At 64.9% G+C, this 16757-nt stretch carries 16 protein-coding genes and 1 pseudogene; 11 read left to right on the forward strand and 6 right to left on the reverse strand.

What is annotated here, in order from left to right:
- Positions 1-12 precede the first annotated feature (12 nt).
- The 3 genes and pseudogenes from E3T31_RS00475 to E3T31_RS18085 all read left to right on the forward strand — a co-directional run.
- A complete protein-coding gene (locus E3T31_RS00475; protein WP_134466990.1) occupies positions 13-255 on the forward strand; it encodes a hypothetical protein in 243 nt (80 codons plus the stop codon).
- A 132-nt stretch (positions 256-387) separates the two neighbouring features.
- The gene (locus E3T31_RS00480; RefSeq protein WP_134466991.1) at positions 388-1026 is read left to right on the forward strand and encodes a hypothetical protein; all 639 of its coding nucleotides are present in this window, start codon (positions 388-390) and stop codon (positions 1024-1026) included.
- A gap of 86 nt (positions 1027-1112) precedes the next feature.
- Positions 1113-1499 (forward strand): annotated as a pseudogene (locus E3T31_RS18085) (signal peptidase I); the annotation flags it as partial.
- 126 nt (positions 1500-1625) lie between these two features.
- On the opposite strand, the gene E3T31_RS00490 reads toward E3T31_RS18085, so the two are convergent.
- Together E3T31_RS00490 and E3T31_RS00495 are read right to left on the reverse strand one after the other, a co-directional pair.
- Positions 1626-2603: an NADP-dependent oxidoreductase gene (locus E3T31_RS00490; protein WP_241977441.1), complete on the reverse strand. Its 978-nt coding sequence runs from the start codon at positions 2601-2603 to the stop codon at positions 1626-1628.
- A gap of 158 nt (positions 2604-2761) precedes the next feature.
- Positions 2762-3349, reverse strand: a complete 588-nt coding sequence (locus tag E3T31_RS00495) for a YqaJ viral recombinase family protein (RefSeq protein WP_370304156.1) — start codon at positions 3347-3349, stop codon at positions 2762-2764.
- Between the two features lie 271 nt (positions 3350-3620).
- On the opposite strand from E3T31_RS00495, the gene E3T31_RS00500 reads away from it, so the two are divergent.
- Positions 3621-4733, forward strand: coding sequence for a hypothetical protein (locus tag E3T31_RS00500; protein ID WP_134466994.1), 1113 nt, complete (start codon positions 3621-3623; stop codon positions 4731-4733).
- 13 nt (positions 4734-4746) lie between these two features.
- On the opposite strand, the gene E3T31_RS00505 is transcribed toward E3T31_RS00500, so the two are convergent.
- Positions 4747-5451, reverse strand: coding sequence for a hypothetical protein (locus E3T31_RS00505; protein WP_134466995.1), 705 nt, complete (start codon positions 5449-5451; stop codon positions 4747-4749).
- Positions 5452-5849: 398 nt separating this feature from the next.
- On the opposite strand from E3T31_RS00505, the gene E3T31_RS00510 reads away from it, so the two are divergent.
- Positions 5850-6599: a response regulator transcription factor gene (locus E3T31_RS00510; protein ID WP_134466996.1), complete on the forward strand. Its 750-nt coding sequence runs from the start codon at positions 5850-5852 to the stop codon at positions 6597-6599.
- Positions 6596-8113: a HAMP domain-containing sensor histidine kinase gene (locus E3T31_RS00515; RefSeq protein ID WP_198416953.1), complete on the forward strand. Its 1518-nt coding sequence runs from the start codon at positions 6596-6598 to the stop codon at positions 8111-8113. The genes E3T31_RS00510 and E3T31_RS00515 overlap by 4 nt, the downstream gene beginning before the upstream one ends.
- Here E3T31_RS00515 and E3T31_RS00520 read toward each other — a convergent pair.
- Positions 8110-8571 (reverse strand): MarR family winged helix-turn-helix transcriptional regulator, encoded by a 462-nt coding sequence (locus tag E3T31_RS00520; protein ID WP_104132162.1) that lies wholly within the window; start codon positions 8569-8571, stop codon positions 8110-8112. The two genes, E3T31_RS00515 and E3T31_RS00520, sit on opposite strands and share 4 nt — an antisense overlap.
- The gene (locus tag E3T31_RS00525; RefSeq protein WP_134466997.1) at positions 8564-10318 is read right to left on the reverse strand and encodes an MDR family MFS transporter; all 1755 of its coding nucleotides are present in this window, start codon (positions 10316-10318) and stop codon (positions 8564-8566) included. Before E3T31_RS00525 ends, E3T31_RS00520 begins: the two co-directional genes overlap by 8 nt.
- Positions 10319-10661: 343 nt before the next feature.
- On the opposite strand from E3T31_RS00525, the gene rplJ reads away from it, so the two are divergent.
- Positions 10662-11177 (forward strand): 50S ribosomal protein L10, encoded by a 516-nt coding sequence (rplJ, locus tag E3T31_RS00530; RefSeq protein WP_104177188.1) that lies wholly within the window; start codon positions 10662-10664, stop codon positions 11175-11177.
- Between the two features lie 54 nt (positions 11178-11231).
- Positions 11232-11615 carry a 50S ribosomal protein L7/L12 gene (gene rplL, locus E3T31_RS00535; protein ID WP_092340409.1) on the forward strand — a complete coding sequence of 128 codons (384 nt, stop codon included), beginning with the start codon at positions 11232-11234 and terminating at the stop codon, positions 11613-11615.
- A gap of 165 nt (positions 11616-11780) precedes the next feature.
- Here rplL and E3T31_RS00540 read toward each other — a convergent pair whose 3' ends face one another.
- On the reverse strand, positions 11781-12815 hold the full coding sequence (locus E3T31_RS00540; RefSeq protein ID WP_134466998.1) for a LacI family DNA-binding transcriptional regulator: 1035 nt from the start codon (positions 12813-12815) through the stop codon (positions 11781-11783).
- 329 nt (positions 12816-13144) lie between these two features.
- Between E3T31_RS00540 and E3T31_RS00545 the strand changes: the two genes are divergently transcribed.
- The 3 genes from E3T31_RS00545 (at position 13145) to E3T31_RS00555 (ending at position 16700) form a co-directional block, all read left to right on the forward strand.
- The gene (locus E3T31_RS00545; protein ID WP_134466999.1) at positions 13145-14464 is read left to right on the forward strand and encodes an ABC transporter substrate-binding protein; all 1320 of its coding nucleotides are present in this window, start codon (positions 13145-13147) and stop codon (positions 14462-14464) included.
- Between the two features lie 152 nt (positions 14465-14616).
- The gene (locus E3T31_RS00550; protein ID WP_134467000.1) at positions 14617-15750 is read left to right on the forward strand and encodes a carbohydrate ABC transporter permease; all 1134 of its coding nucleotides are present in this window, start codon (positions 14617-14619) and stop codon (positions 15748-15750) included.
- Entirely contained in the window at positions 15747-16700 is a 954-nt protein-coding gene (locus E3T31_RS00555; RefSeq protein ID WP_134467001.1) for a carbohydrate ABC transporter permease, read from the forward strand. The genes E3T31_RS00550 and E3T31_RS00555 overlap by 4 nt, the downstream gene beginning before the upstream one ends.
- The last annotated feature ends 57 nt before the right edge of the window (positions 16701-16757 follow it).

Raw genomic sequence — 16757 nt, forward strand, 5'->3', positions numbered from 1 at the left:
GACGAGAACCTGGTGTGGACTGCGGAAGGCCCGTCTCCCCTGTCGCTCAGCACGCAGAGTGGCTCAGCAGACAAAGCCAAGCAACGCTTCACGCTCGCCCCGATCAGCGTTGGCAGTGCCACCTTTCAGATTCGCAGCGTGAAGGACGACACGAAGTGCCTTGAGTCAGGCAACACCCTCACCTTGAAGACGTGCGACACCACGGTACCCATCCAGGAAAACCAGCAGTTCACCCTCGACGAGGTGACTTCATGACCGGGTTCCTGATCTGTGCCCGGATCGCAGCGGCCGTGGGCGCCGTGTTCCTGCTGACCGTGAGTGGGACCGCCGCCCCGGCCCTGGCGGTGCCGGGCGCCGAGTCCGCTCCCGACGTCTTGGTCAGCAGCGATGGCGAACATTTTGCCAGCAGCCAGCAGCCAGCAGCCAGCAGCCAGCAGCCTGCACGTCGGACTGTTCGGATCGTACGGCCTGTTGATTCCGGATGGTTCGATGCAATCGGGCCTGTGGATTCAGAACCCGAGCGACTGGACCGTGAGCCTGCGGGTGAGCCTGCGGGAGCCGGGCCAAGCATCCGCTGATCGAACGGTCTCTGACCTTCGGGAATACCTCATTCTGACCGTCGAAGACGCCGCGGCGCAGACGGTGACGACCGTTCCGCAGCTGGCCGACGCGGGCTGCGCGGTACTCGCGCCCGAGCAGCCGCTCGCGGCCGGTGACTCCCTGCGGGTCGAGCTCACGATCGAGATGATGAACGTGAACGGACTGACCGCTCAAAACGCGCGCGCGGACCTCGGCGTTCTCGTTGCGCTGCGCGATGCCGAGGCTGGACCCTTCGCGGCATCGGCCTGCGACGACGATGGCGTGCTCAATCCGGCCATCGCCGAACCGTCAGTGCCCCAACGGGCGGATGCTCTGTCTCGCACCGGCGCCGACCTGCCCGTTCCGGCTAGTATCGGCGGCGGCCTGCTGCTCGGCCGGGGCGTGCTGCTGGTCACCCGGCGGTGCCGTGACCGGCGTGAACCGTGACCCGGCCGGCTGACGCACCGATCGCGCCGACCGATACGCCCGCTCCCAGCCTCTGGCATTTTCTGGGGATCGCGCTTAGCGCTGCCGTGCTGCTGCTCGTCATCGGGCTCGGACTAGTGCTCGTGGTCATTCCCAAGGCGACCGGTGCGACCTCGCTGACCGTGCTGACCAGCTCGATGGAGCCGGGACTTTCGCCCGGCACTGTCGTGATCGTGCGCCCGATCGACGCCAACGCGCTGCACATTGGAGACGTCGTTACGTATCAAATGGTGTCCGGCGACGCCAAGGTCGTGACGCACCGCATCCTCTCGATCGTTTCGAACTCAGAAGGACCGCGTTCCTTCATCGTGCAGGGCGACAAGAACAGTGCGCCCGACGACGACCCCGTGCTGGCCGAGCAGATTCAAGGTCGGCTCCGGTACGCGGTACCCTTCGTCGGCTACGTCAACAACGTGATCACCGGGGCCAACCGGACCTGGATCATCCCCGTGGTGACCGTGGCCCTGTCCGGCTATGCCTGCTTCATGGTCGTCGGCGGCCTGCTCGACCGGCGAAAAACCCACAAACGGGGAGCGGATGCCGACGACCCGGCCCTCGGGTTACGAGACGCGGAGCACGATCTTGCCGCGGGTGTGACCCTCTTCGAGCAGTCGGTGCGCGGCGGCGCCGTCGGCGAGTTCGAACACGGAGTCGACGTGCACGCGCACGGTTCCGCTGGAGAGTAGGGCCGAGATCTCGTCGAGCGTGCGAGCGTCGGGGGACACCTTGAAACCGGTCGCGCGGCGGCCGGCGGCGGCGGCATCCGCTGCCATGGTCGGCCAGCTGCCGGTCGGTGCGTTCACGAGCAGGCCGCCGGGGCGCAGGGCCGCGATCGAGCGGGTGCCGGTGTTGTCGTGCACGTTGCCGATGAGGTCGATGACCGAGTCAAGATCGTGGGCAACATCCTCGAAGCGGGTCGTGCTGTAGTCGATAACCTCGTCGGCGCCGAGCTCGCGCAGAAAGTCGAGGTTGCGGGTCGACGCCGTCGCGGTCACGTGCGCTCCCAGCACCCGGGCAAACTGCACCGCGAAGTGACCGACGCCGCCGCTGCCGGCGTGCACCAGCATCCGCTGCCCGGGAGCTGCCCCGGCCAACTTGACCATGCCCCAGGCGGTCAACGCCGCGATCGGAACGGCGGCCGCTTCGGCGTGGCTGAGCCTGGCCGGTTTGTGCGCAACGCTCATGCTCGAGACCGAGACATACTCGGCGAAGCTGCCGCCGGTGCGCGGCACCCGGCCCATGCCGTAGACCGCGTCACCGGGCTGCAGCGGCGAGGCCTCGAACGCGGCGCGCACGACGATTCCACTGAAGTCGTTGCCGAGAATGGTCGGGTAGCTCTGGATCGCGGCCGCGACGCCCTTGCCCGCACGGGTCTTGGCGTCGATCGGGTTGAGGCCGGCGGCGACGACCTTGATGAGCACCTCGTCGGAAATCTGGCGGGGCAGCGGCCGATCGGCCAGGTGCAACACCTCGGGGGCGCCGGTCTCGTCGATGATGAGGGCGCGCATGGTCTCCGGCAGTTCGTATTCAGTAGCCATGCTCCCCATTCTGCTGCATCGCGCCCGCCCCACCACGTTCCGGGCCCGGGCCCGGACCAAACATAGGGACTTGCTCGCTCGCTGATGCGCGATGAGGGGTGCGCCTGAGGGGTGCGCGGTGAGGACCCCTCACCGTGCAGGCCCCGCCAAGCGGACCGCTAGCGGCGGGTCTGCTCGTCGAGGTTGTCGATCAGGGCGTTGGCGAGGCCGACCAGTATGGCGATCTGGTCTTCGTCGCGTTCGATCCAGCGACATTCGGGCACCGGGGCCACCGGAACGAAGCCCCGGTGCTCTTCCCAGACCAGCAGCGTGCGGTCGGCGCCGAGCACATATTGCTGCCACCACACCTGCCGCATATAACTGCGCGGAATGCTGCGCCACGGCTTGCTCGTGGTCTTGATCTCGGCCAGGTGCAGATCGCCATTGGTCGCCACACCGACCCCGTCGGGTGTAGCCAGATGCCGCGGGTGCCCGAGTGACCGGAACAGGTTCGTGCTCGGCTCAATGCCGTAGTTTTCCAGCACCCAGGCGGCGATGACCGGTTCCCGGGCCCGCCCGTGGTCGGTGTAGCTGTTGCCGGTGAAGCTCGTGCCGTGCATTTTGTCGTGGGCCGCGTTCAGAATGGATTTCGGAGTCGACAGTTTCGCGACATCCGTTGCGGTGATTCCCTGGTTGCGCGCCCGCAGCCAGGCCACCCGGTCGGTCGAGTCGGCGACGATGCGCAGAGTGTGCGGTGCCGGCAGCAGAGCGGATGCTGCAAGGTGCGTTGCAGGCTGGTCCAGATCGAAGAGGGACAGCGTTGAATTCGGCACCCCTCTATTGTGTGCCCGCGCGCCCGGTCGGCGCGCCACCGCCACGGGGTGCCGCTCGTTTGCTGCCGCGCACGCTGCGGCCGCTCGCCGCGCCGCGTTCCACCCGACACGCCCCGCTCGGCAGCCCCGAAACTCTGAGAATCGTTATCGCGAAGTGATCTGAGTTCGCTAGCGTGAGTGCACGACAACCAATCGGGGGAATACTATGGCGCACCGCGCACGCACAGCTGGAGGCGCAGTCGCGATCACGCTCGCCATTTTGCTCAGCGGATGCGCCGGCCTCCCCGGCTTCCCCGCCGCGACCGACACTCCGGTCGCGCACCTCGTTGCCGGGGTCGATTGTCAGGCGCCCAACCTCAATCACGACATCGCCGTGCAGGAGGGTATTCCGACCCAAACCGACCTGACCGCCGAGCACCCGGCCGCGCCGGATCCGGGACGGGTTCCGGCCGACTTCGACCCCGTCGCCGCCTATCGCTGCACCTTCTTCGGCAGCCTCGACGACGCGCAGGGCCGCTGGTCGGCCGTGCAGGTCGAGACGCTCGAGGGCGACTTTGGCGCTCTGCTGTCGGCGCTCGCCGAACCCAGCGACCAGGCGGGCCCCAATCAGGTCTGCACCGCCGACATGGAGCTGGTGCCGACACTCTGGCTGCAAAACTCCAATGGTGAGGCGCTGCGGGCGGCCTGGCCGCGCACCGCCTGCGGCAAAACCAAACCGGCAGCCCATACAGCCCTCGACAACCTCGATCTGACCGACACGACCCTGCTTCCGCTCGTGCTGCGGGTCACGCGCGCGGCCCTCGATGCCAACTGCGCGATGACGGCCGGCACGCCCGAGCAGTCGCTGCTCTTTGGCGGTATGGCTCTGCAGACCTTTCCGAACGGCATGAGCGACGGTGCTGAACCGACCACGATTCCGGCGCTGCCGGCCGAGGCTCCGTCCCTCGCCGGCGTCGACGGCGCGAGCGTTTGCGTCTACACGGTCGATCCGCAGCAAGACCCCGACCTCAGCGAGCTCAACTCCGTCGCCGGGATCGACGACGCCCTCGGCGCAATGATGAACCTGCAGTTCGGTACCTTTGCCAGCGCGAGCACCCTTGAAGCGGATGCGGCGGCGCTCCTCGCCGCCGCAGCATCCGCTTCGCAGGCGCCCGAGTGCAGCACCGACCCGACCCGGTTTGCTGTGCTCTGGCCGGACCGCGCAGGCACCCGGCTCGACACGTCGATTCAGGTCGAACTCGACGGCTGCCAGCGGCTGTTCCTGCCCGGCAGCCACGCGCTCGTGCCCGCGCTGGAACTGCTCAACATCCTGAAATAAACCGCGAGCGCGCTCAGCCAATCGACGCGCGAAGCGGCGGGGCAGCCGTGCGATGCGTGTGCAGCCGTCCGGCGCGGTCGAGAAAGTACAGACCACCCCGAACGATGTTGATCTCCCCACTCAGCGGCGGGGTGTTCGCGAGCTCAGAGAAGCCGGTGCGGTCGAGCACCCCGAGCTTGCTCGTGCCGTAGGCCTTGGCATAAAGCACCCCGTTGTAGGCGACCAGCCCGGTGAATCGCCCGTTCGATGCGAGGCTGAAGGTTGACCGCGCCCAGACGTAGACGTGACGGCGCGTGCGAATATAAAGCGCCTCATCAAGGGCGGCGAACTCGAACGGCCCGTCGGCGGGAACACCGTCCAGCCGGGTAAACGATGACCCGCGGTAGCTCGAGATGGCGCACACCTCTGAGTCATGGTGAACGATATAGAGTTCCTGACCAAACACCGTCAGGGCGAGAATGTCGATCGGGGATCCGGCTACTGGAACCAGTTCACGGCCGTTGACGTACCAGAGGCCGGACTGTAAGCGAAAGTACGCTCGTCCGCGAAAGCTGGTCAGGAGCAGTTGCGAGGCCTCGGTTGTGGCGATGAAGGTGAACCGGCCGTTGCGATAGCGATGGATCGACGTGAGACCCGGATGCCGGTCGGACTCGGCCGTCAGATACAGGTCGGTGCCCACGGCGACGATGCGCGTGATTCCTGCCGGGGCCTGAGGCACGGTGGCCAGGATCGAACCGTCGAAGCAGAACAGCGCATCTCGTTCGTAGACCAGAAAGTAGGTCTTTCCGCCGACGTCGGTCAGATTGTGGGCATCGGCCGGGGCTTGGTCGACGAGTGCAGCAGGGCTCGAAGGTAGTGCTCGGCGGCGGAGCAGGGCTCGAAGGTAGTGCTCGGCGGCGGAGCAGGGCTGTCAAGGTCATGGCCGGTTCCCCCCGTGTCGCACCTCGTGTCTGATCGATCATGCTCGCCCCGCCTCAGGATTTACGGCAGAATTCGGGACGAAACCCAAGGGTTGCCCCAGCACGCGGCAAATTCGCACGCCCGGGCAAGGCTGCTCACAGTGAGGGCTAGGGTAACGCATAGTCGACTCATAGAAAAGTAGCGATACTTACTACTATGAGCACACGTGAGAGCACGCACACCGGCCACGGCCCCCGACTGACCAAGGCCGACGGCAGTGCCATTCGCGTACTCGTCGTCGACGACGAACCGACGCTCACCGATCTGCTCTCGATGGCCCTGCGCTACGAGGGCTGGGAGGTGCGCACCGCCGGCGAAGGCCGCCAGGCACTCAGCATCGCCCGCGAATTCCGCCCCGACGCCATCGTTCTCGACATCATGCTGCCCGACATCGACGGCCTGCAGGTGCTGCAGCGGGTGCGCGCCGACGGCTACGAGACACCGGTGCTGTTTCTGACCGCCAAGGATTCCCTCGACGACCGCATCAATGGCCTCACCGCCGGCGGCGACGACTACGTTACCAAACCGTTCAGCCTCGAGGAGGTCGTCGCCCGGCTGCGCGGTCTCATCCGCCGCTCCACCCTCGCCGTGGCCGACTCGACCGACCCGCGCATTACCGTCGGCGACCTCACCCTCAATGAGGACAGCTACGAGGTGTTTCGCGACGGCGGCGCCATCGAACTGACCGCGACCGAGTTCGAACTGCTGCGCTTTCTCATGCGCAATCCGCGCCGGGTGCTCAGCAAAGCCCAGATTCTCGACCGGGTCTGGAGCTACGACTTCGGCGGCAAATCCAGCGTCGTCGAAATCTACATCTCGTACCTGCGCAAGAAGGTCGATGCTGGCCGCGAGCCGATGATCCACACGGTGCGTGGCGCCGGTTACATGCTCAAAACTGCTTCATGACTGAGCGGATGCCCCGTCGCCGCGGCCGCCCCCGCTCGCCCTGGACCCTGCAGCGCCGCCTCGTGCTCACCGTCGTCGGGCTGCTCGCGGTCGTGAGCATCACGATCGGCATAGTGAGCGTCGTCATTCTGCGCGCCTCCCTGGTCGACCGGCTAGACCTACAGCTCGCCTCGGCCGCTGACCGTTCCGGGGCCGCGCTCGGCGGCGTCGGCGACAACGACGGCGACCGTCTCGGCGACCTGCCCGGCAACCCCTACTTCGGCACTCCGACGGCCGACAGCATTCTCAGCGGCCCGGCCCAGCCGCCCGGACTGCTCGCCCTCGTCTACGACGGAACCAGCATCACGACCGGCTACACCGACGACGAGAGCGGACAAATCGAGGCACTCACGTCGGAGCAGGTGCAGATCCTCGCCGACCACGTCAACCAATCGACGCCGGTCACGGTGCACCTCGGCGGCGAACTCGGCGAGTACCGGGTGCAGGCCGAAACGTCCCGCACCGGCACGCTCTATCTGGTCGGCCTTCCGCTTTCCGGAGTTGCGGCCACGGCCGCCCAACTGGCCCTGATCGTTGGCCTTGTTTCGCTCGTCGGACTCATGATCGTCGCCATCATCGCCGCCTGGGTGGTGCGGCTGGCCCTGCGTCCACTGCAGAGGGTCACCGCGACCGCCACCCGGGTCGCGCAGCTGCCGCTGGACCGCGGCGAGGTCTCGCTCGATGATCGGGTTCCGGCCGGCGACACCGATCCGCGCACCGAGGTCGGCCGGGTCGGCGCCGCCCTCAACCGCATGCTCGACCACGTCGACCTCGCCCTGGAGGCTCGGCAGGCGAGCGAACGCAAGGTGCGCCAGTTCGTCGCCGACGCGAGCCACGAACTGCGCACCCCGCTGGCATCCATTCGCGGGTATTCCGAACTCACCCGCCGCAGCGGCCAGGAGCTGCCGCCCGACGCCATACATGCGCTCGGTCGCATCGAGTCGGAGTCGGTGCGCATGACCGGGCTGGTCGAGGACCTGCTGTTGCTGGCCCGCCTCGACGAGGGCCGCGAACTCGAACTGGAGCCGGTGGACCTCACCATGCTGCTCGTCGACGCCGTCAGCGACGCGCACGCCGCCGGCCCCGATCACAGCTGGAACGTCGAGCTGCCCGAAGAACCGATCGAGGCGACCGGCGACGAACCGCGCCTGCGTCAGGTCATCGCCAACCTGCTCGCTAACGCCCGGATCCACACGGATGCCGGCACCAGCGTGGTCATCGCGCTCACAGCCATCGGCGACCAGGCCGTCATCACGGTCACCGATAACGGTCCGGGCATTCCCGATGCCCTCAAAAACACCCTGTTCGAACGGTTCGCCCGCGGCGACAGCTCACGCTTTCGCGGAACCGGCAGCACCGGCCTGGGCCTCGCCATCGTGGCAGCGGTCGTCGCTGCGCACCACGGCGAGGTCAGTGTCGAGAGCGTTCCCGGTCGCACCCAGTTTCGGGTGGCGCTTCCGCTCGTCGCGGCCTAATCGGCTTCGTTCAGCCGCTCCAGCAGAACGGCGAACTGGTCGAGCTCGGCGGTCGTCCAGGTGCTGAGGCGTCGGTGAACGAGAGCGGTGCGCTCGCGGCGCACCTTGGCCAGCTTCGCCTCGGCGAGCGGGGTGAGCGCCAGAAACCGCGCGCGACCGTCGAGCGGATCGACCCGGGTTCCGACGAGGTCCAGCCCACAGAGCAGCCTGGCCTGGCGGCTGATCATGCTCCGATCCACCGCGAGCACCTCGGCGACGACTCCGGCGTGGGTTTCACCCCGTCGAGCGAGCACGCGCAGCACAGCCAGCCCGAACGGCTCCAGGGCCGGGTCGATGCTGGCCGCGGTCGACCGGGTGCTGGCCCGGATTCCCGAGGCGAGCAGGGCCATTTGTGCCTCAACCCGGGCGAGTTCGGGGCTCTCACCATCCACAAATGTCGGTGCGACCGTGTCACTCATCGCGTGTTGTCCTGGTCTTGTCGCTCGCGGGCCGCACGATACGAATCGACTGGGTATCGTGGGCGCGCCCAACCGGCAGCAGGCCAGCGGATGCCGCACTCACGTCGATCACGATGTCCTCCACGGTTTCCGTCTCGCGCAGCCGGGTCGATTCCGGCGCCGGAGTCGACTCTACGGTGGCCGAGCGCACCCGATCGATGCCGGTCTCCGTGCCGAGCGGATGATTGGGCAGCAGCGACACCATGAGAAGGGTCACGAGAACCAGCGGCGCGCTGACCAGAAAGATCAGGCCGACGCCGGAGCCGTAGGCCGTTTCCACGATGATGCGCAGCACGTCGGGCAGCAGATTGACCTGCGGGATGACACCGTCGCCCAGCAGTCGACCCGCATCCGCTTGATTGGCGGGGCTGAGATTGCCGACGCGGCTGCTGATCTGCGTGGCGACGACACTGCCCAGAATCGACCCCATCACCGAGACACCGACCGCGCCGCCGAGGCTGCGGAAGAAGGTGACCGAGCTGGTGGCGACGCCGAGGTGTCGCACCTCAATGGTGTTCTGCACGACCAGAACGAGGTTCTGCATGACCATGCCCAGGCCGGCTCCGAGGGTAAACATATAGACGCCGACGAAGACGAGGCTGGTGTGCACATCGAGCGTGCCGAGCAGGGTGGTGCCGACGAGCATGAGCACGGAGCCGGAGACCATGATCGATTTCCAGGTGCCGCGCCGACTGATCACGGTTCCGAACAGCGTCGACGAGATGAGTAGGCCGCCCATCATGGGAATGGTGAGCAGGCCGGACTCGGTCGGCGTCGCGCCGCGGGCGAGCTGCATGTACTGGCTGAGAAAGACGGAGGTGCCGAACAGGGAGACGCCGACCGCGAGGCTCGCGACCGTCGCGAAGGTAAAGGTGTGATTGCGAAACAGGCTGAGCGGAATGATCGGCTCCGTGGCGCGCATTTCGACGATGACGGCCGCTACGAGCAGCAGGACGGCACCGATTACCATGACCCACGAGGTCAGCGACAGCCACTTAAACTGCGAACCGGCCAGGGTCACCCAGATCAGCAGCAGTGAGATGCCGCTCGTGATGAGCGCGGCGCCCAGATAATCCATGCGTACGACCCGCTTCGGCCGTGCCGGCAGGTGCAGGGTGCGCTGCAGCAGCACGATGGCGACGATTGCCACCGGCAGGGCGATGAAGAAGTTCCAGCGCCAGCCGAAGGCATCCGTTACGACGCCGCCGAGCAGCGGGCCGCCGATGGTGCCGAGGGCCATGACCGCGCCGAACAGGCCGGCGTAGCGGCCGCGCTCGCGGGGGCTGATGATGTCGGCCATGATGATCTGGCTGAGGGCGACCAGGCCGCCGGCGCCGAGGCCCTGCAGCACCCGGAACGCGATGAGGGTGCCCGAGTCCTGCGAGAAACCGGCGAGGGCGCTGCCGATGACGAAGACGGCGAGGGCCAGCTGAATGAGCAGCTTGCGGTTGAACAGGTCGGCGACCTTGCCCCAGATGGGCGTGCTCACCGTCGTGGCGAGCAGCGTCGCCGTGACGACCCAGGTATAGGCCGACTGCGAGCCCTTGAGGTCACTGAGAATGAGCGGCAGCGAGGTGCTCACGACGGTGTTCGCCAGAATTGACACGAACATGCCCAGCAGCAGGCCCGACAGGGCTTCGAGCACCTGGCGGTGTGCCCTCGAACCGTCGGGGGCCGGCTCTCGAGCGGTTCGACTGGCGCGTGCCATGCGACTCCTTAAGTGGTTGACAGATATCAACGATAGGTAGGTAGTGGATGCATGTCAACCATTTCGCGTCGGCAGCCGCGACACTGGCCGGTAAGTGGATGCTGATTTGCGCGCGCCCGCAACCTGCCGTAGGGTGTACTTCAGCCACAGACCGCCGGTTACTGCGCTATGTCGAAAGACAGAAGTGCAGACGAAGGTTCATTCACGTGAACGGCCCGCGCAGGTGTTCGAAGTTCAGTTACAGTCTTTTGGATTGTTCCCCAAGCTCCGGCGCCCTGCGCTGGAGCTTTTTTCATGTCTGCGCCCCGGGCTACCCGGCACATGATTATTAATGAGGAGCACCATGGCGAACAAGGAAGCAACGGTCGCCGAGCTTACGGAGAAATTCCAGAGCTCGACCGCCGTTCTGCTCACCGAGTACCGCGGTCTCACTGTTGCGCAGCTCAAGAGCCTGCGTAAGTCCATCAGTGAGGACGCCACGTACGCCGTGGTAAAGAACACGCTCACCAAGATTGCGGCCAACAAGGCCGGCATCACCTCGTTCGACGAGGAACTTGTCGGTCCGTCCGCTATCGCCTTCGTGCACGGAGACCCCGTCGCCGTCGCGAAGACCCTGCGTGCCTTTACCAAGGCAAACCCTCTCCTGGTGGTAAAGGGCGGTTACTTTGACGGTAACCCGCTCACCGCAGCGGAGGTTGGCAAGCTTGCCGACCTCGAGTCCCGCGAGGTGCTGCTGGCCAAGCTGGCCGGCGCCTTCAAGGCATCGCTGTTCGGAGCCGCTTATCTCTTCCAGGCACCGCTGTCGAAGGCTGTTCGCACCATCGACGCGCTGCGTGAGAAGCAGGAGTCCGCGAACTAGGCACCTGCCTGGTTCACGGTTCACGAATTTTTAAGAAACTAATAGGAGTACATCATGGCAAAGCTTTCCACTGAAGACCTGCTTGAGCAGTTCAAGGGCCTGACCCTCATCGAGCTTTCCGAGTTCGTCAAGGCGTTCGAGGAGACCTTCGAGGTCACCGCAGCCGCTCCCGTCGCCGCTGCCGGAGCCGCTGGCCCCGCCGCTGCTGCTGAAGAGGTCGAAGAGCAGACCGCGTTCGACGTCATCCTTGACGCCGTTGGCGACAAGAAGATCCAGGTCATCAAGGTTGTGCGCGAGCTCACCAGCCTGGGCCTCGGCGAGGCCAAGGCCGTTGTCGATGGCGCGCCGAAGGCCGTCCTCGAGGGCGTTGCCAAGGATGCTGCCGAGAAGGCCAAGGCTTCCCTCGAAGAGGCCGGCGCAACCGTTACCCTCAAGTAATCATCGCCCCACAGGGGCTCTGATTGAGGCGTAGCCGATGGACCTTCGGGTCGATCAGTGCGCAAGGGGCGTCGTTTCCGAAAGGAGACGGCGCCCCGTTGTCGTACCCCAGCGGGCCTGATGAGCGTTACCCACAGCGGATGCCGCGCTCGCGCAGGTGTGTCGTCAGGAACCCGAGACGGTCGGTTGACGTGGCGCGCTCGTGCTCGAACGAATAACGAGGTTCGTCTGGAGCACGGTGGAAGCGTCATCGTGCCCACCAAGCGTGGGGTTCTCAAACTCGGCCAGCAGCGAGGCAACCGCGAGCTGGCCCTGCCGACGCGGATGCTGTTCCAGTGTTGTGAGACGAAACATTGTGGAATATGGATGCCCATCGATTCCGATCACGCTGAGCTCTGCTGGCACCTGGATGCCCAATTCCCGAGCCGCGACAATGAGTCCAATCGCGATCTCGTCGCTCGCCGCGAAGATCGCGGTCGGTCGCTGCCGGGGGTCGCCGAGGAGGGCCAGGCCGCGCTCATAGCCGCCGGGAACGGTGAATTCAGAGGTATGAAGGCACCCTTGCACCGGTAAACCCGCCGCCGTCATGGCCGCCTCGAAACCGCCGTAGCGGTTTCTGTGCACGTGAAAATCCATCTCATTGATCCGACTGCCGCCGACGTGCACGATGTCGCGATGCCCGAGGCTGAGCAGGTGCTCTGTGGCCAGCCTGGCGGCGGCAACGTCATCGATGGAAATGGTGGGTACGCCGCGAATAGCGCCGCCGATCCCGACCAGCGGGCGCCCCAGACGATGTAGATGATTGACCTCGGCGTCGCTCAGGGCAACGCCCACCGAGACAATGCCGTCGAAACGCTTGCGGGCCAGAAAGAACTCAAAGACGCGCTCGCGTTCGGGAGAGGCGAGGGACAGGTTGTACAGGGTCATGTCATAGCCCTGCTCGAGCAGTGCCTCTTCCACGCCTTCCAGCACCTCGGCGAAGAACCAACGGTTAATAAAAGGAATGATCACCCCGACGCTCTTGGTTCGGCCGGTCACCAGGCTGGCGGCGTTTTGTGACGCAACGTAACCGAGCTGCCTGGCCGCGTCGACAACCTTCTGGCGAGTCTCGGCCGAGACGTAGCCCCGGCCGCTCAGCGCCCGGCTGGCAGTGGCCTTGGCCACATCGGCGAGGCGCGCGACATCGGCAATTGAACTCATCTGGTCTCCGTCTTTGGCGACTGGTTCTCAGACACGATAGCGCGGGTTGGCGCATCATGGAACCGGTTCCATGATAACCCTTGATTCTCTGCTGATGTTCCGCCACACATGGAGGGTTCCCAGCGGCAGGTTTTGGATCTTTGCCATTTTGTTATCTTCCCAGGGTTGCTATCGCTGATCGGGTGACGTACTTTATGGTGTGGAACCGGTTCCCGAGTTGTGGCAGAAATAGCTTATTCTGGGCCGGTGCCACTAGTCCGGAGCCACCGGCCCTGGCAGAATCTCAGCACCACCACTCGACCAAGCACCACTCAATGAGGAGAAACAAGATGCGGTCTTCCCTGCACCGTCGAATTACAGCACCGCTCGCCCTGGCGGCGATCGCGGGTCTGGCCCTAACCGGTTGCTCCGGCGGCCCGGGAGCTACCACCAAGGACGCTGGCGCCGAGGGCGACGGCGTCGTCACCATCTATGGCACGATCGCCGACACCGAGGCCAAGCTGCTCGAAGAGTCCTGGGCCGGCTGGGCAGCAGACAACAACATTGACATTCAGTACGAATCGTCGAAGGAGTTCGAGTCGCAGATCTCCATTCGCGCCCAGGGTGGCAATGCCCCCGATATCGCGATTTTCCCGCAGCCCGGCCTCATGAAAGACCTGGCCTCCCGCGACTTTCTGAAGCCCGCCCCGGCGGCCGTCGAGGCGAACGCCGACGAGAACTGGTCGGCCGACTGGAAGGCCTACGGCACGGTCGACGACGTCTTCTACGGCGCCCCCCTCATGGCGAGCGTCAAGGGTTTTGTCTGGTATTCGCCGGCGAAGTTTGCGGAGTGGGGCGTTGAAGTGCCCACGACGTGGGACGAGTTGCTCGCCGTTACCCAGACCATCCAGGAAAAGACCGGCGCGGCCCCATGGTGCGCGGGCTTCGGCTCTGGCGACGCCACCGGCTGGCCGGGAACCGACTGGGTCGAAGACCTGGTGCTGCGCGAGGCCGGCGCCGAGACCTACGACAAGTGGGTCGCCAACGAGATTCCCTTCACCGACCCGGCCATCGCGTCGGCCTTCGACTCGCTGGGCGAAATTCTGCTCAACCCGGCCTTTGTCAATGCCACCTACGGCGACGTCGCATCGATCAACAGCACCCCCTTCGGTGACGTTGCCATCCCGGTCTCTGACGGAACCTGTGCGATGACCCACCAGGCATCCTTCTTTGATGGTTTCATCACGGATGCCGGTGGCGAGGTCGGTCCCGATGCTGACGTCTGGGCCTTCATCACCCCTTCCGTTGAGGCGGGCGGCCAGGCTGTTACCGGTGGTGGCGAAATCGTCGGTGCATTCTCCGACGATGCCGACACGCAGGCAGTTCTGGAGTACCTCTCCAGCGCCGACTGGGCCAACAGCCGGGTGGGCCTGGGTGGTGTGATCAGCGCCAACAAGGGACTCGATGCCAGCAAGGCGACGAGCCCCATCCTGCAGGAAGCGATCAAGATCCTGCAGGACCCGGACACCACTTTCCGTTTCGATGGCTCCGACCTGATGCCGGGTGCCGTGGGAGCCGGAACGTTCTGGAAGGGAATGGTGAGCTGGATCAACGGCACGCCGACCAGCGAGGTGCTCACCAGCATCGAAGCGGGTTGGCCGTCGAGCTAGCCTGAAACAGTCAACACTCAGGCATGAAACGGTGTGCCGCCCGCCTTCAGAAACGGGCGGCACACCGTGCGTGACAGGCGTACGTTGCGTATACGTTTTCACCGGTTGTCGAGCGAATACCAGGGTTCACTGCCGCACTCGAAAGGTTTCAGATGTCCGCATTCTTCTCCTGGCTGGCGCAATTACCAGCGCTGGCACAAGTTCCGATCGTCATTCTGGCTTTCGGTGTCGTTGTCGGTGCCATCTTGTTCTTTGTAGAGATTGCCCCCCGCTCTGGCCGCATCTACACTGTCATTCGTCTCGCCGTCTGCGTTCTGGCACCCCTGCTTATTCTGCTGGTGGCCAACTCCTACACCTGGGCCATCATCGGTGCCGGTGTGCTGGGCCTCGGCTTCTTCTATATCGACTATCGATCGCGCAAGGGCGCTGGGTACCTATTTCAGCTGGTTGGTTTTCTCGCTCCCGCCATGCTCCTGCTGGCCATCGGCCTGGTCATTCCGACGATTCAAACCACCGTGCAGGCCTTCATGAGCGCTCGCGGTGACCGGTTCGTCGGCCTGGAAAACTTCGTCTGGATCTTCACCCAGCCCGAAAACGTGCGCATCGTGCTCAACACGATCGTCTGGGTGCTCATCGTCCCGACCGTCTCGACCATTGCCGGCCTCGCCTACGCGGTATTCATCGACAAGAGCCGCGGTGAAAAATACTTCAAAATTCTGGTCTTTATGCCGATGGCTATTTCGCTGGTGGGGGCATCCATCATCTGGCGTTTCGTCTACACGGCCCGCCCGGCCGATCAGGAGCAGATCGGCCTGCTCAACCAGATCGTGGTGTTGTTTGGCGGCCAGCCGGTCGACTTTCTCTCCTTCTCTCCGTTCAACACCCTGTTCTTGATCGTGATTCTGATCTGGGTGCAGACCGGATTCGCGATGGTCGTGCTCTCGGCCGCCATTAAAGGCGTACCGACCGAGCAGATGGAGGCCGCCGAACTCGACGGAACCAACGCCTGGCAGCAGTTCGTGAACGTTACCGTTCCGGGCATCCGCGGCGCCCTCGTCGTCGTTCTGACGACAATTTCTATTATTTCGCTCAAGGTCTTCGACATTGTGCGCACCACGACGGCCGGCAATAACGAGACCAGCGTCGTGGCCAACGAAATGTACACCCAGTTCAAGAACTTCGAGCAGGGTCGCTCCGCCGCCTTCGCTCTGGTGCTCTTCCTGCTGGTGCTTCCGATCGTTGTCTATAACGCCCGCCAGATTAAGAAGCAGAGGGAAATCCGATGAGCGTGGTCATTCCGGTAGACGCCACCACTAAGCGCCGCAGTGCCCGGAGCGCGGAAGCAACGATCGCCCGCAAGACCAAGAAACGGTTGACCAGCCGCGGAGCGACCATCGGGGCGCTTATCATCGCGGTGCTCTGGTCTATCCCTACCTTGGGCCTGCTGGTGTCGTCATTCCGACCGGCGCAGGAAGTGCGCACCACCGGCTGGTGGACCATCTTCACCAACACCGGGGTCACCTTCGACAACTACATCACGGCTCTGGCCGCCGGCAATAGCCAGATCAATCTGGCCGGGTCGTTCATTAACTCGATCGCAATCACTCTCCCGGCCACGCTCATCCCGTTGATGATTGCCAGCCTTGCGGCCTACGCCTTTGCCTGGATCGATTTTCGCGGCAAGAACGTGATGTTCATCGGAGTCTTCGCCCTGCAAATCGTGCCGATTCAGATGGCGCTCGTTCCGTTGTTGCAGTTCTTCTCCGGCGGCACGCTCTTCGGCTACCCGGTGGTCGCGGCGCTCAACCCGGGCAGCGGCTATTCGCAGGTCTGGATCGCGCACACCATGTTTGCCCTGCCGCTGGCCATCTATCTGCTGCACAACTTCGTCTCGGAGATACCGGCCGAAGTCATTGAAGCCGCTCGGGTCGATGGCGCTGGCCACGGGCAGATCTTCTTCCGCATCGTGTTGCCCCTGACCATGCCGGCCATCGCCTCGATCGCCATCTTCCAGTTTCTGTGGGTCTGGAACGACCTGCTGGTGGCGCTAATCTTCGCCGACGGCGCGGTCGCCCCGATGACCAAGCTGCTCGCCGAACTCTCCGGCGCCCGCGGCCAGGACTGGCATCTGCTCACGGCCGGTGCGTTCCTGTCTATTCTGGTGCCGCTGATCGTGTTCTTCTCCCTGCAACGCTTCTTCGTGCGGGGCCTGCTGGCCGGGTCTACCAAGGGGTAGGTGGGCCTGCAGATCTCCGGTGAATGGTTGCCGGGCCGACCCCGGCGGGTGGCCCTC

It is taken from the genome of Cryobacterium sp. TMS1-13-1 (assembly GCF_004403125.1).
GTDB lineage: Bacteria > Actinomycetota > Actinomycetes > Actinomycetales > Microbacteriaceae > Cryobacterium > Cryobacterium levicorallinum.

Bases quoted from the DNA above. Each gene is read 5' to 3' on its own strand.
- E3T31_RS00515 (WP_198416953.1), top strand. From the start codon at position 6,596: ATGACTGAGCGGATGCCCCGTCGCCGCGGCCGCCCCCGCTCGCCCTGG.
- E3T31_RS00480 (WP_134466991.1), top strand. From the start codon at position 388: ATGGCGAACATTTTGCCAGCAGCCAGCAGCCAGCAGCCAGCAGCCAGC.
- rplL (WP_092340409.1), top strand. From the start codon at position 11,232: ATGGCAAAGCTTTCCACTGAAGACCTGCTTGAGCAGTTCAAGGGCCTG.
- rplJ (WP_104177188.1), top strand. From the start codon at position 10,662: ATGGCGAACAAGGAAGCAACGGTCGCCGAGCTTACGGAGAAATTCCAG.
- E3T31_RS00500 (WP_134466994.1), top strand. From the start codon at position 3,621: ATGGCGCACCGCGCACGCACAGCTGGAGGCGCAGTCGCGATCACGCTC.
- E3T31_RS00555 (WP_134467001.1), top strand. From the start codon at position 15,747: ATGAGCGTGGTCATTCCGGTAGACGCCACCACTAAGCGCCGCAGTGCC.
- E3T31_RS00490 (WP_241977441.1), bottom strand. From the start codon at position 2,603: ATGGCTACTGAATACGAACTGCCGGAGACCATGCGCGCCCTCATCATC.
- E3T31_RS00520 (WP_104132162.1), bottom strand. From the start codon at position 8,571: ATGAGTGACACGGTCGCACCGACATTTGTGGATGGTGAGAGCCCCGAA.
- E3T31_RS00550 (WP_134467000.1), top strand. From the start codon at position 14,617: ATGTCCGCATTCTTCTCCTGGCTGGCGCAATTACCAGCGCTGGCACAA.
- E3T31_RS00540 (WP_134466998.1), bottom strand. From the start codon at position 12,815: ATGAGTTCAATTGCCGATGTCGCGCGCCTCGCCGATGTGGCCAAGGCC.
- E3T31_RS00545 (WP_134466999.1), top strand. From the start codon at position 13,145: ATGCGGTCTTCCCTGCACCGTCGAATTACAGCACCGCTCGCCCTGGCG.
- E3T31_RS00525 (WP_134466997.1), bottom strand. From the start codon at position 10,318: ATGGCACGCGCCAGTCGAACCGCTCGAGAGCCGGCCCCCGACGGTTCG.
- E3T31_RS00510 (WP_134466996.1), top strand. From the start codon at position 5,850: ATGAGCACACGTGAGAGCACGCACACCGGCCACGGCCCCCGACTGACC.